Origin of the sequence: Kitasatospora purpeofusca (assembly GCF_036010405.1) — a bacterium.
Classification (GTDB): Bacteria; Actinomycetota; Actinomycetes; order Streptomycetales; family Streptomycetaceae; genus Kitasatospora; species Kitasatospora purpeofusca.
Map to the genome: position 1 here is coordinate 1,037,515 of NZ_CP108561.1, position 13,045 is coordinate 1,050,559.

The 13,045-nt window shown below is 75.2% G+C and carries 7 protein-coding genes; 5 read left to right on the forward strand and 2 right to left on the reverse strand.

Features of this window, described 5'->3' with window-relative positions; translation table 11 throughout:
* Nucleotides 1–15 precede the first annotated feature (15 nt).
* The 4 genes from OG715_RS04565 (at nt 16) to OG715_RS04580 (ending at nt 4,803) form a co-directional block, all read left to right on the forward strand.
* A complete protein-coding gene (locus tag OG715_RS04565; protein WP_266277165.1) occupies nt 16–861 on the forward strand; it encodes a hypothetical protein in 846 nt (281 codons plus the stop codon).
* 69 nt (nt 862–930) lie between these two features.
* Nucleotides 931–1,512: a hypothetical protein gene (locus OG715_RS04570; RefSeq protein WP_266277163.1), complete on the forward strand. Its 582-nt coding sequence runs from the start codon at nt 931–933 to the stop codon at nt 1,510–1,512.
* A gap of 125 nt (nt 1,513–1,637) precedes the next feature.
* Nucleotides 1,638–3,374, forward strand: coding sequence for an asparagine synthetase B family protein (locus tag OG715_RS04575; RefSeq protein WP_266277161.1), 1,737 nt, complete (start codon nt 1,638–1,640; stop codon nt 3,372–3,374).
* A 64-nt stretch (nt 3,375–3,438) separates the two neighbouring features.
* Nucleotides 3,439–4,803, forward strand: coding sequence for an aldehyde dehydrogenase family protein (locus OG715_RS04580; RefSeq protein ID WP_266277159.1), 1,365 nt, complete (start codon nt 3,439–3,441; stop codon nt 4,801–4,803).
* A 57-nt stretch (nt 4,804–4,860) separates the two neighbouring features.
* Here the strand turns inward: OG715_RS04580 and OG715_RS04585 are convergent, their stop codons facing one another.
* On the reverse strand, nt 4,861–6,474 hold the full coding sequence (locus tag OG715_RS04585) for an outer membrane protein assembly factor BamB family protein (protein ID WP_266277157.1): 1,614 nt from the start codon (nt 6,472–6,474) through the stop codon (nt 4,861–4,863).
* 161 nt (nt 6,475–6,635) lie between these two features.
* Between OG715_RS04585 and OG715_RS04590 the strand changes: the two genes are divergently transcribed.
* On the forward strand, nt 6,636–7,292 hold the full coding sequence (locus OG715_RS04590; RefSeq protein ID WP_266277155.1) for an NADPH-dependent F420 reductase: 657 nt from the start codon (nt 6,636–6,638) through the stop codon (nt 7,290–7,292).
* 84 nt (nt 7,293–7,376) lie between these two features.
* Here OG715_RS04590 and OG715_RS04595 read toward each other — a convergent pair whose 3' ends face one another.
* Nucleotides 7,377–12,962, reverse strand: a complete 5,586-nt coding sequence (locus tag OG715_RS04595) for a non-ribosomal peptide synthetase/MFS transporter (protein WP_266277153.1) — start codon at nt 12,960–12,962, stop codon at nt 7,377–7,379.
* Nucleotides 12,963–13,045: the final 83 nt, after the last annotated feature.

The window sequence follows — 13,045 nt, forward strand, 5'->3', positions numbered from 1 at the left end:
AAAGGCAGGAACCCCATGACGCTGCGTCCGCTCCTGGACGGCGCGCTGACCGTCGCCGCCGACCGGGCCGGGGCGCCCGGCGGGCTGCGGTACACCGAGCGGCAGCTCTACTACGAGCTGTGCCGGGTGCTCCAGCCGCTGCACGCCGGACCGCGCCGGATCCCGTACACCCTGGCACCGCCCGTCCGGTACGCCCGGTTCGCCGCCGCGCTGGCCGCGCGCCGGGAGGAGCTGCCCGGCCTGCTGCCGCCGGCCGCGCCCCGGCCGTCCGGCCCCCGCGCGACCGCCGCCGAGGAGCCCGACCTCTACGACTACGGGCTGCCCCGGCTGCTGGTCTGCCAGAGCCGGGAGATCACCGCGATGCTGATCGCCAACGACCTGCACCTGGAGGCCGCCTGCCCGGTGCTCCCGGCCGACGAACTGCCGCTGGACGAGCGGCTGGTGGGCGCGCTGGAGCGGGCCGGGGGCGCCGTGGTGCACGTGCTGCACGACGCCAGCCCGTCCGGGCTCGCCTGCTTCGAGCAGGTCAGGGCCGCCTACGGAGCGGCAGCCGGGCCGACGGGCGTCCGGGTGCGCTCGATGGGCCTGGTGCCCCGGCACGCGGGCACCCTGCACCTGACCTCCGGGCGCGGGCCGCACGGCCACCGTGGACCGCTGCCCGCCGGGCTGCGCCCCGAGGAGCGGGCCTGGCTGGGCAGCGGCCGGACCGTCGAACTGGCCGCCGTCTCCCCGGCCCGGCTGCTGCACACCGTGATCCGCCGGCTGCGCGGCGGCGGGACGGCCGGTCCGCGCCGCACCCCGCTGCACCGGCGGGTCCGCACCGCGCGCGGCAGCGGCTTCCTCAGCTGGCTGGCCGGCTGAACCCCGCACCGCGCCGCCCCACCCCTACGCACCGTCCGACCTGCCCGAGTCTGTGAGGACCCCGCACCCATGAGCAACGCACGCCATCTCGGCTACCGCGACGAACTGCTGGCGGACGGCCAAGTCCACCGCCGGTACGAGGACGGCCGCAGCGAGTGGCGCCGGCGCGGCACCGACCGGCAGATCCACTGGCACGACAGCCTCGGCCGCTCCGGCACCGACGAGCCGCTCGGCCGCGACCTGGTCAAGCGGCGGTACGCGGACGGCACCGCCGAGTACGGCCGCGACCTCGGCTACGGCCGCACCGTGTGGGGCAGCGGCCGGCTGGTCACCCTCAACCGCAGCTCCTTCGGCGGACGGCTCGGGGTGGTGGTCGGCGCCCTCGGCGTGGCGGGCGTCGCCGCGATCACCGCAGCCCAGCTGCCGCCCATGGTCCTGTCCGAGGCCGAGGAGGAGGAGCTGCGCCAGCAGGCCCGCCAACAGACCTCCGGCGGCGGGGACAGCGGCGGCAGCAGCGGAGGCGGCGGAGGCGGCGACATATCGGCGGACGGCGACGGATCCGGGGAACACCACGGGGACGCCGGCTCCACCGAGGACTTCGGCGACTGGGGCGACTCCGACGACGGCTGGGACGGCGACGACTTCGGCTGAGCCGCCGCACCCCGGCCGCCACCCGGCCACCCCGCCACCCGGCCACCCCGCCGGCCGGGAACCCCGCCGACGTCCCGCGGACCACCCGCGGGCCGCCGCCGTCCGACGAAAGGCACCGCTCCACCATGCCCCGCTGCTGCGCCCTCGCCGGCCCCGACGCCGACCGGGCCCGCGCCCACCTCGCCGCCCTCACCGGCGGCACCGCGCCGAACGGCGCCCGGGCCGCCCTCCTCCCCGCCGAACCCGGCTTCGCCACCGGCCCGTTCACCGTCGACGGCCGCACCGCCGTCGGCGAGGTGACCCTGCACAACCGGCCCCAGCTGCTCGCCGCCCTCGCCGCGGCCGGCTCCCCCGTACCGGCCGACCTGCCGGACGGCGAACTGCTGCTCCGCCTGTGGCTGCGGCTCGGCACGGACGGCCTGCGGCAGGCCGACGGGATGTTCGCGCTCGTCGTCGTCGACGGCGCCGACCTGGTCCTGATCCGCGACCACGCGGGCGCCCGCACCGTGTTCCACGCCCGCGCCGACGGCTGCTGGGCCGCGTCCACCTCGCTCCGCGCCCTGCGCCACTGGCCCGCGCTCGGCACCGGCCTCGACCTGGCCGCCGTCCGCTCCTTCCTCACCTTCGCCTACCTGCCCGGCGAGGAGACCCTGCTGCGCGGAGTGCACGAGGCGCTGCCCGGCCGGGTGCTGCGGCTCGCCGCCGACGGCAGCACCCACCAGGAACCGTTCTGGGAACCCGCCGAACACCTGCCCGAGGGCGCGGCCCGGCCCGCCGAGGAGTACACCCGGGAGCTGCGCGCCCTGCTCGAAGGGGCCACCGCGCGCCGGCTGCCGGCCGGCGGCCCGGTCGGCGTGCTGCTGTCCGGCGGCGTCGACAGCTCACTGGTCACCGCGCTCGCCGCCCGGCTGCACGACCACCCAGTGCACACCTACTCGATCAGCTTCGGCGACCGGCTGCCCAACGAACTGGGGTACTCCGGACTGGTCGCCGACCACTGCGGCACCCGGCACCGGATCCTCACCGTCTCCGGCGAGGAGGTCGCCGCCCGGCTCGCCGACACCGTCGCCCTGCTCGACAGCCCGGTCGGCGACCCGCTGACCGTGCCCAATCTGATGCTCGCCGAGGCCGTGGCCGCCGACGGGATCACCGTCTCGCTCAACGGCGAGGGCGGCGACCCGGTGTACGGCGGCCCGAAGAACCTGCCGATGCTGGTCCACGAGATGCACCGCGACAACCCCGCCCCCGAGGTGCGGGCCGAGGCCTATCTGCGCTCCTACCGCAAGTGCTACGAGGACCTGCCGCTGCTGCTCACCGGCGAGACCCTGCGGGCGCTGGCCGACGAACCGCAGCCGCGCCGCTTCGTCGCCCCCTACCTCTCCCCCGGGCCGATGCACTCGCTGCTCAACCAGCTGCTGCACTGCAACCTGCGCACCAAGGGCGCCCACCACATCCTCACCAAGGTCGAACGGCTCACCGCCTCGCGCGGGGTGCAGGGCCGCTCGCCGCTGTTCGACCGGCAGGTCGTCGACCACGCCTTCGCCACCCCGCCGACCCTCAAGCTGCGCGGCACGGTGGAGAAGTGGATCCTCAAGGAGGCCGTCCGCGACCTGCTGCCGGGCGCGGTCGTGGACCGGCCGAAGAGCGGTATGCGGGTCCCGGTCCAGCAGTGGCTGCACGGGCCGCTGCGCGACCTGTCCGCCGAACTGCTGCTCGGGCGCACCGCGCGCGAGCGCGGCCTGGTGCGGCCGGACACCGTGCGCACCTGGATGCGCCGGGAGGGCACCCTGCTGCCGCGCCAGGGCGGGAAGCTCTGGCTGGTGCTCACCCTCGAACTCTGGCTGCGCGCCTACGACCTGTGACCCCGGTCGACCCCCGCTCCCGAGCTGTCCACCTTCCCCGCTGACCCGGCCCGGAGGCCCCGTCATGGCACCGTCCACCGTTCCCACCGCCCCCGAACTCCACCTGACCGACCCGCGCACCGGCCACACCCGGGGCACCCTCGTCCCGGCGCGCGCCGAGCAGGTCGCCGAGGCCGTCGCCCGGGCCCGGGCCGCCGGACCGCGCTGGCGCGCGCTCACCCCGCGCGAGCGCGAGCGCCGCCTCGACGCGCTGGCCGACCTGATCGAGCGGCACCTCACCGAGTACACGGTGCTGGAGCAGGCCGGCACCGGGAAGCCCGAGGCCGAGGCGGCCGGCGAGGTCCGCGAGGTCGCCGACCTGTTCCGCTTCTACGCCGGGGCCGCCCGCACCGCCACCGCCCCCGCCGCCGGCCGCTACCTGCCGGGGCACGAGAGCTGGGTGCGCTGGGAGCCGGTCGGCGTGGTCGCGGCCGTCGTCCCGTGGAACTACCCGCTGCTGATGGCCGCCTGGCGCTGCGCCCCGGCCCTCGCCGCCGGGAACACCGTGGTGCTCAAGCCCGCCGAGACCACCCCCGACTCGGCGGCGCTGCTCGCCGCCCACGCCGCCGAGGCACTCGGCGAGGACGTGCTGAGCACCCTGGCCGGCGACCGCGAGAGCGGCCGGCTGCTGGTCGCCGCCGAGGTCGACCTGATCGCCTTCACCGGCAGCGCGGCCGCGGGCGCGGACATCGCCGCCCGGGCCGGACACCGCCGGGTCAGCCTGGAACTCGGCGGCAACAGCCCGGTCCTGGTCCTGCCCGACGCGCCCGACCGCACCTGGTCCGCGCTCGCCGCCGCGTGCACCTACAACGCCGGTCAGAGTTGCGCCGCGCCCGCCCGGGTGATCACCCTCACCGAGAACTACGAGCGGACCGTCGCCGCCCTCGCCTCGGCCCTCGGCGCCCGCGAGGCGGGCCGCGACTTCGGACCGCTCAACAACCCCGACCAGGCCGCCCGGTACGACAAACTGCTCGCCGCCTCCGCCGCCGGGCGCTCATTGGCCGCGCCCGGCCGAAGTGACGGCCTCTGGCGGCCCGCCCGGCTGCTCGCCGACCTCCCGGACGACGACCCGGCGGTGCTGGAGGAGGTGTTCGGCCCGCTGCTGACCGTGCAGCACGCCCCCACCGTCGAGGCCGCGCTCGCGCTCGCCAACGGGGTGCCGCAGGCCCTCGCCGCCAGTGTCTGGACCGCCGACCTGTCGACCGCCCTCGACCTGACCGCCCGGCTGGACGCGGGCGAGACCTGGATCAACTGCCATCTCGCCCAGAGCGCCGAGCTCCCGCACAGCGGCCGGGGCACCTCGGGCCAGGGCATCGACCTGTCCACCCTGGCCCTGCACGAGTACCAGCGCCCCAAGACGGTGACCGCCCGCCTCCGCGACGGCGACTGAGCCCGGTGGGCCGCCCGCGCGGGCGGGCGGCCCACCGCGGCCGACGGACAGCGGGGCTCAGGCGAAGGCGCCGGGGCGGCCGAGGGCGACCAGCCGGTGGTCCTTGGTGCCGATGTAGATGCGCCCCTTGTCGGTGGCGGGCACCGAGAACCTGCTGACCGTGCCGATCGGGACGGAGCGGCGCAGCTTGAGCGTGCCGTCGACCGGTACCGGGTCGTAGGCCCGCAGTTCGCCACCCTCGCCGTACTTGCCGGTGCCGGACCAGATCACCCAGACCAGGGCGGAACCGGTGCGGGTGCCGTCGGAGGTGACGACGGGTGAGCCGGACATCTTGAGGAAGTCCTCGGCGCTGGTGCCGGCGCTGCTCAGCTGCGGGAGGCCGGCGGCGGTCACCCCGTACTTGAGGGCGCGCAGCTTGCCGTAGTTCTCCACGGTGTAGACGTAGCCGCCGTCGCCGCCCCAGACCGCCGGATGGCCCCACACGCCTCCGTAGGGGCCGGTGAGGCCGACGACCTTGTCGGTGCCGTTCGGGCCCTGCCCGGTGCCGCCGAGGTCGTCGCGGTCGAGCAGGAAGATCCGGCCGTCCTTGCCGACCTGGACCATCAGGTGGGGGTGGGCGGCGGTGCCGAAGCCGGACGGGAGGGCGACCGGGCCGCCGGAGCCGAGGTCGGTGTCCTTCTTGTCGAGGGTCGCGTTGTTGGTGGGGCTGAAGAAGTCCGCGGGCGCGAAGCCGCCGTCCGCGTCGACGGCGAAGCGGATCACGGACTCGCCGAGGCCGCCGGGCGGGCGGTTGCCGGGGCCGGGGGCGGGCGAGGCGCCAGCGCCCTGGCCGTTGGCGGTGGTGAGGAAGAACCGGCCGGGACCGTCCGAGACCAGGCCGCTGCCGGACATCCAGACCGAGGCGCGCTGGGTGTCGGAGCCGGCGACGGTGGAGAACAGGGTGAGCCGGCGGGTGCGGGTGTCGAGGCCGGCCACCGTGCCGATGTAGTCGCCGATGCCGCAGAGCGAGCCGAAGCCGAAGTAGAGCCGGCCGTCGAGCAGCAGCAGTCCGGGGCGCTGGAGCGAGCGGTAGGCGTTGAACGGCTTGCCGGGCGCGTTCACCGGATCGCCCTGGACGGTCACCGGCCAGCCGCTGCGCTCGGCGCCGGTCCTGGCGTCGAGCGCGTGCACGTAGTGGTGCGGGTGGTGGTCGTCGGGGCCGTCGTCGACCTTGCTGGTGAGGTAGACGGTGCCGGTGGCGGGGTCGTAGACCGGGGTGGAGGTGGTGCCGACGTTGGGGCCGGGGTCGGAGCAGCCGATGGCGGCGGAGGCCCAGGCCGGACCGTTGTCGCGCTGCCAGACGATCTTCCCGGTCCTGGCGTCGACGCCGTAGACGTGGTTGGTCTCGGTGGCGACGACGACGGTGTCGCCGATCACCAGGGGCTGGGCGAAGACCTGTCCGTCGAGCTGGGTGGAGAAGCGGACGCCGAAGTCGGACCGGTCGACCTCGGTGGGGTCGAGTCGGGGTTCGGCGCGGTCCCAGGCGGTGCGGTCGTTGCCGAAGGAGATGGTGGTGACGTCGGCGCGGGCGGTGCCGGCGGCGAGCGGGGCGAGCAGGGCGAGGCCGGTGAGGAGTGCGGCGGCGCGCGGCAGGCGGCGGGTCGGGCGGGGGCCGGGGGTGGTGCGGTTCATGGCGCCATGGTTCGGCGGGGCGGGCGGGCCCACCAGCGGAAGTGGTCCAGTCGGCGGGCGGCCGTTCGCGGCGTTCGCCGGACACCGGACCGAAGTTGATCTATCGTCGTCCCGGCGCGTCGAAGTCCCGGCACGTCGAACAACGAACGGGGAGAACAGCGGTGCGGTACGGAATCATCGGCACGGGTGGCGTCGCGCGGACGATCGCGGACAAGCTGGTGGCACTCGGCCACGACGTGACCCTGGGGTCGCGCAGCAAGGACAACGAGACGGCGGCGGCCTGGGCCGAGCAGGCGGGGCCGACCGGCCACCACGGGACCTTCGCGGAGGCGGCGGAGTTCGGCGAGGTCGTCCTGAACGCCACCCCGGGGACGGTCGCCCTGGACGCGCTCCGCGCGGCGGGCCCGGAGCGGCTGGCGGGCAAGCTCCTGATCGACCTCTCCAACCCGCTGGTCTTCTCGGCCGAGGGCGAACTGACCCTGGACCCGGTGAACACCGACAGTGTCGGTGAGCGGATCCAGCGGGAGTTCCCGCAGGCCCTGGTGGTGAAGACGCTCAACACGGTGACGGCCCCGGTGATGGTGGACCCGTCGCGGCTCGACGGCGAGCACAACATGTTCGTCGCGGGCGACGACGAGGAGGCCAAGGCGCGGACGGTGGCGCTGCTGGGCACCTTCGGCTGGCCGGCGGGGTCGGTGATCGACCTGGGCGACATCACGGGTGCACGGGCGATGGAGATGATGATGCCGTTCTGGATCCGGCTGATGCGGGCCTTCGGCACGGCGGAGTTCAACTACTCCTTCAAGCACGCGAAGTAGCCCCGGGCCCGAACGGCCGTCACGGCGACGCGCCCCCGCCCCCCTGCCGAGGGGGACGGGGGCGCGTTCCTGTGCGGTAGCCGGCTACCGGCGGCCGGTGGCGGCGTGCACCCGGTCGGCCGGGTCGTCCTCGACCGGTTCCGGGGTGCCGGCCGGGCCGGGCACCCGGACGGTGCCGGAGGGCAGCCGGTCCGCTCCCCCGCCCCGGGCACCGCGGCGGCGCCGGCCTGCGGCGCGGGCGGCCTCGGCGAGGGCGAGCTGCCGGTCGGCCTCGGCCTGGATGGCGTCCTTGTCGCCGATCTCGGCGTCCGGCAGCGCGTCCGGGAGGAGGTCCTCCAGCAGGCGCAGCGGCCGGTAGGCGAGGCCGAGCAGGCCCCAGACCGTGAGCAGCAGGCCGACCACGACGAGCAGCAGTCCGGCGCCGCGGCCCGGTCCGGTGCCGATCACCAGGCCGACGGAGTCGGCGAGCGCGCCGCCGGGGCGCATCAGCGGCTCGAAGACGTGGTCGGAGAGCGGGCCCGCGGTGAGGAAGCCGAGCGGCATCATCGACATGGCGAGCATCTGGTTGGTGGCCAGGACCCGGCCCTGGAGCTCCATCCCGACCTTGGTCTGGATCAGGGACATCCAGTGCGAGTTGAGGATCATCATCGATCCCCAGAGCAGGAAGAGTCCGCAGGCGGTGAGGGCGGTCTCGGGGCGGCTGCCGGTGAGGACGGCGGCGAGGCCGACCACCGAGGTGAAGCCGATCATGCCGACGGAGCGGCGGCTGGTGCCGCCCCAGAGCCCCATGACCAGGGCGCCGACCATGGCGCCGAGGCCGCCGAGGGCGGTGACGACGCTGAGCTGGAAGGGCGTGCCGTTGGCCAGCACCATCGGGGTGATCAGCACGGTGGCGACGGCGAACAGGTAGTTGAACACCACGAAGAAGACCACCATGGCGACCAGGCTGTGGCGGCGCGCGATGTACCGCCAGCCGGTGACGACCTCCCGCCAGAGCGGCTCCTCCTGCTTGTCGAACATCGCGTTCGGGAAGCGGACCAGCAGCAGGCAGCTGACGCCGGTGAGGAAGGTCGCCATGTCGAAGAGCACGACGCCGTGCAGTCCGACCAGGGAGACCAGCACGCCGCCGGCCAGGATGGCCATCATGTCGCCCGCGCCGGTGCCGAGTTGGGCGAGGCCGTTGGCCTGGCCGAGGTAGCGCTTGGGCACCAGTTGGGTGATCGCGGCGAGGTAGGCGGGCCGTTGGAAGGCTCCGCAGGTGGAGCCCACGCAGGCCACGATGTAGATGTGCCAGACCTCCAGGAGGTCGGTCCAGAGGAGTATGCCGAGGCCGAGCATGCCGGCGGCGGCCACGGTGTCCGTGACGATCATGATCTTGCGCCGGTCGACCCGGTCGGCGAGGGCGCCGGCGATCGGCAGCAGCAGCACGGCCGGCAGCACCGCGATGAACGAGATCATCGCGAAGTCGAAGGCGGAGCCGGTCTGCTGGTAGACCCAGACGCCGAGGGCGAAGGTGGAGAGACTGGTGCCGATCATCGAGACGAACTGGCCGATCGCGACCTTGGCGAAGGTGCCCAGTTCGGCCCTGGCCGCCGGGCGCTTCTCGGCGACCTGCTCGGCGACCTCGCCGGTGGCGGCGAACCCGGCCAGCACCCGGGCGAGTTCACCGGCCTGGTGCTTGAGGAAGTAGTGCCCGGCGCGCGGGACGACCGCGAGGTCGACGGTGTCGCCGAAGTGCTCCCACTCGGTGTACCGCTCCTGGTAGAGCAGGGTCGCGCGGTCCTTCTCGCCGACCACGCAGAGGATCGGGGCGTCGATCTTCGCCGGGCGCTCGTCGCCGTAGGCGCCGGTGTAGAACTCCTCGGCCTGGCGGACGTCGTGGCGCAGCGCCCGGACCAGGAAGTCCTGCTCGGCCTGGTCGTAGACGTCGGTGAAGCCGCCCATCGCGCGCAGGAATTCGAGGTAGCCGCGGTTGGACAGCGCCCGGTCGCCGGGCATCCGCCGGGCCATCCACTCGGCGAAGCGGCCGGGCAGCCGGGCGGCGGGGAAGGTGCCGCCGAGGGCGAGTCCGCGCAGGTCGACGCCGGCCGCCTCCAGCCGGGAGCCGAGGGCGGTGGCCAGCGCCCCGCCGAGGCAGTGGCCGTAGAGCAGCACCGGGCCGTCGACCTGCTCCAGCACCTGGGCGGTCAGGGTGTCGGCGAGGGTTCCGAGTTCGGCGAGCTCGTCGTCGGGGCGGCTCGGGTCGTGGCCGGGCAGCTCGACGGCGTAGAGCCGGTGGCCGGTCGGCAGCGCGTCGGCGAGCGGCTGGAAGGTGATCGGGCTGCCGCCGCCGTAGGGGACGCAGACGACGTTCATCCGGGCGGGAGCGTTGCCCCGGGTGAGCTTGTGCAGCAGGGTGCGCGGTCCCTCGTCGGCGGTGCCGCCGGCCCGGGCGTCGATCAGCGCGGCGAGTTCGCGGACGGTGGGGTGCTGGAACAGGTCGATGACCGACAGGCCGTTGCCGATCAGCCGGACGGCGTGCACGGCGGAGAAGGAGTCGCCGCCGAGCGCGAAGAAGTCGTCGGCGGCGCCGATCTCCTCGGTCGCCAGGACCTTCAGGTAGGCGGCGGCCACGGCGTGCTCGGTCTCCGTGGTGAGCTCGCCGCCGCCGGCGGCGGGCTGGACGGCGGCCGGCTCGGGCAGGGCGGCCCGGTCGACCTTGCCGTTGGCGTTCAGCGGCAGGGTGTCCAGGACGACCAGGGCGGCCGGGACCATGTAGTCGGGCAGCCGGGTGCGCAGCGCGGCGCGCAGCTCGCCCGGGTCGGGAGCGGCGGCCGGGTCGGCGGGCACCAGGTAGCCGACCAGGGAGCCGGTGGCGCCCTCGCCCCGGGCGACCACCACGGCCTCGCGGACCTCGGGGCGGGCGGTCAGTTCGGCCTCGACCTCGCCGATCTCGACCCGGAAGCCGCGGATCTTGACCTGGTGGTCGATCCGGCCGAGGAACTCGATCGCGCCGTCGGGGCGGCGGCGGACCAGGTCGCCGGTGCGGTAGCAGCGGCGGCCGTCCACCTCCAGGAAGCGTTCGGCGGTGAGGTCCTCGCGGCCGAGGTAGCCCCGGGCGACGCCGCCGCCGGAGACGTACAGCTCGCCGGGGACGCCGACCGGGACGGGGCGGCGGCGGGCGTCCAGCAGGTGCGCGGTGACATTGCCGAAGGGGCGGCCGAGCGGTGCGGTGACCGCGTCGCCGAGGTCGGCGGGGACGGGCGCGCCGAGCATCGAGACGGTGGTCTCGGTGGGCCCGTAGTGGTTGTGCAGCACCAGGTCGGGCCGGGCGGCGCGGATCCGGGCCACCAGGTCGGGCCGCAGCGCCTCGCCGGCGCAGATCAGCAGCCGGGCCGGGAGGATCGCGTCGAGGCCGGCGCCGTGCGCGGCCAGGCCCTCCAGGTGGCTGGGGACGAGCTTGACGGCGTCGATCCGGTGCTCGGCCGTGTAGGCGGCGAAGGCCTCCGGGTCGGTGGCCTGGTCGCGGGTCAGCAGGTGCAGGCAACCGCCGCCGGTGAGCGCGCCGAACACGTTGGTGGTGCCGAGGTCGGCGGCGAAGGTGGAGACCAGGGCCCAGTTCCAGCCGGTCTGGTCGCCGCCGACGCGCTCGCGCAGGCCGTGCAGGTAGTTGCGGTAGTTGCGGTGCTCGACCGCGACGCCCTTCGGGGTGCCGGTGGAGCCGGAGGTGAAGAGCAGGTAGCAGAGGTTCTCGGGGCGGACGTCCACCTCGGGCGCGTCGGGCCGTCCGGTGCCGTCCGGGACGACCACCGGGTGGTCGCCGGTGAGGCGTCCGCGCTGGTCCTCGGTGGTGACGACGGCCGCGACGCCGGCGGCGTCGAGCAGGGCGTTGATCCGCCCGTCCGGGTAGATCGGGTCGAGCGGCAGGTAGGCGCCGCCGGCCTTGAGAATGGCGAGCATGCCGACGACCAGGGCTGCGGAGCGCTCGACCAGCAGGCCGACCGGGCGGTCCGGGCCGACGCTCTGGGCGCGCAGCCGGTGGGCCAGCGCGTTGGCGCGGCGGTCGAGTTCGGCGTAGTCGAGGACGCCGTCGGCGCCGCGCACGGCGGGCGCGTCGGGGGTGCGGCGGGCCTGCTCCTCGACCAGGCCGTGCAGGGTGCCGCCGAGGTCCCAGCCGCGCGGGGCCTCGTCGTCCCACTCGGCGAGTTGCCGCTGCTCGGACGGGGTGAGCAGGGGAAGTTCGGCGAGCGGGCGGTCCGGGTCGGCGGCCATCGCGTCGAGGGTCGTGGTGAGGTGGCCGAGGAAGCGGCGGACGGTGGGTTCGTCGTACAGCTCGGTGCGCCAGACCAGGTCGGCGGCGAGTTCGCCACCGGTGTCGACGACGGCCACCGAGAGGTCGAACTTGGCGGTGTCGGTGCCGATCGGCCGCCAGTGCACGGTGTGTCCGGGCAGTTCGGGGCGGGCCTCGGCCTGGTTGTGGACGTTCAGCAGCACCTGGAACAGCGGGGTGTGGGCGAGTTCGCGCTCCAGGCCGAGCGCGTCGATCAGCCGCTCGAACGGCAGGTCCTGGTGGCTGTAGGCGCCGAGGGTGGCGTCCTTGACCCGCTCCAGGAGTTCGCGGACCGTCGGGTCGCCGGAGAGGTCGGTGCGCATCGCCAGGGTGTTGACGAAGCAGCCGACCAGCGGCTCGGTCTCGCTGCGGGTGCGGCCGGCGATCGGGGTACCGACGGTGACGTCCTCGCTGCCGGTGTACCGGCCGAGGACGGTCTGCAGGGCGGCCAGCAGCACCATGTAGACGGTGCTGCCGGTCCGTTCGGCGAGGGCGCGGACGCGGCGGGTGCGCTCGTCGCCGAGCTTCTCGGTGAACCGGGCGCCCTCGGTGCCGGCGACGGCCTGGCGGGGCCGGTCGGCGGGCAGGGTGACGGTGCCGGTGGCGCCGCGCAGACGCTCCTGCCACCAGGCCTGCTGCCGGTCGAGTTCGGCGGCGAGCTCGGTCCGCTGCCAGTGCGCGACGTCCGCGTACTGCACGGGCAGCGGCTCGAAGGCCGGGGCCCGTCCGGCGCGGCGGGCGCCGTAGGCGGTGGCGAGGTCGCCGAACAGGACGCCGATCGACCAGCCGTCGGCCGCGATGTGGTGCAGCACCAGGCTGAGGACGGCGCCGTCGTCGGTGCGCAGCAGGGCGGCCCGCAGCGGCAGGTCGGCGGCCAGGTCGAAGGGGCGGTGGGCCTCGGCGGCCAGCCGGTCGTCGATCAGGTCGGCGGGGACGTCGGCGGTGGTGAGGGTGAAGTCGTCGGCGGTTCTGAGCTCGGGGCTCACCTCGCCGTCGACGGTCGGGTAGACGGTGCGGAGCACCTCGTGCCGGGCGAGGACGTCGGTGAGCGCGGCGGCGAGGGCGGCCTCGTCGGGCTCGCCGTCGAGGTGCAGGGCGAGCGGGATGTGGTACGCCGCACTGTCCGGCTCGTACTGGGCGAGGAACCACATCCGGCGCTGGGCGGAGGACAGCGGGGCCGCCGTGCCCTCGGGGCGCGGGGTGATGGTGCGGTGCTCGGCACCGCCGGCCGAGGCCGCCGCCTTGGCGGCCTTGGCCTTGGCGAGGCGGCGGCGCAGCAGTTCCTGCCGGCGGGCGGCCTGGTCCGGCTGCTGGGTCGGTTGCTGGGCCGGGTTCGGCCCGGTGGTGCTGTGCTCGGTCATGCGGTCTCCCCCGTCAGGGCGCCGGTGTCGCCGGCGGCCGGGCATGCTTCCAAGGTCCCGGTCCGGCCGGTGTCGCCGGCGGC

What these genes read in the sequence shown, in the direction of transcription:
- OG715_RS04585 (WP_266277157.1), bottom strand. Translation starts at nt 6,474, where the DNA reads ATGAACCGCACCACCCCCGGCCCCCGCCCGACCCGCCGCCTGCCGCGC.
- OG715_RS04570 (WP_266277163.1), top strand. Translation starts at nt 931, where the DNA reads ATGAGCAACGCACGCCATCTCGGCTACCGCGACGAACTGCTGGCGGAC.
- OG715_RS04595 (WP_266277153.1), bottom strand. Translation starts at nt 12,962, where the DNA reads ATGACCGAGCACAGCACCACCGGGCCGAACCCGGCCCAGCAACCGACC.
- OG715_RS04575 (WP_266277161.1), top strand. Translation starts at nt 1,638, where the DNA reads ATGCCCCGCTGCTGCGCCCTCGCCGGCCCCGACGCCGACCGGGCCCGC.
- OG715_RS04580 (WP_266277159.1), top strand. Translation starts at nt 3,439, where the DNA reads ATGGCACCGTCCACCGTTCCCACCGCCCCCGAACTCCACCTGACCGAC.
- OG715_RS04565 (WP_266277165.1), top strand. Translation starts at nt 16, where the DNA reads ATGACGCTGCGTCCGCTCCTGGACGGCGCGCTGACCGTCGCCGCCGAC.